We start from the raw sequence: 256 nt of genomic DNA on the forward strand, positions 1-256 counted from the left end.
TTTAGGTCTGGTGGCGATAGCGAAGAGGTCACACCTGTTCCCATGCCGAACACAGAAGTTAAGTTCTTCAGCGCCAATGGTAGTTGGGGGTTCTCCCCCTGCGAGAGTAGGACGCTGCCAGGCAAATTTAAAAAGAGGCTGGGACAAAACCCAGTAAAAACAGAAAAGTGACTTTCTACAAAGATAAGTAGGAAGTCACTTTTTTAATTTGATTAAAAAATAAAATAAATGTACAAAAAAAGGATACCTTCTGATA

Annotated in this window: 1 rRNA gene; it reads left to right on the plus strand. The window is 40.6% G+C overall.

The window, feature by feature from the left end:
* Positions 1-6: 6 nt before the first annotated feature.
* Positions 7-123, plus strand: a 5S ribosomal RNA gene (gene rrf, locus KI343_RS19920).
* Positions 124-256: the final 133 nt, after the last annotated feature.

Source organism: Oceanobacillus sp. J11TS1 (assembly GCF_018333215.1).
Classification (GTDB): Bacteria; Bacillota; Bacilli; order Bacillales; family Amphibacillaceae; genus Oceanobacillus.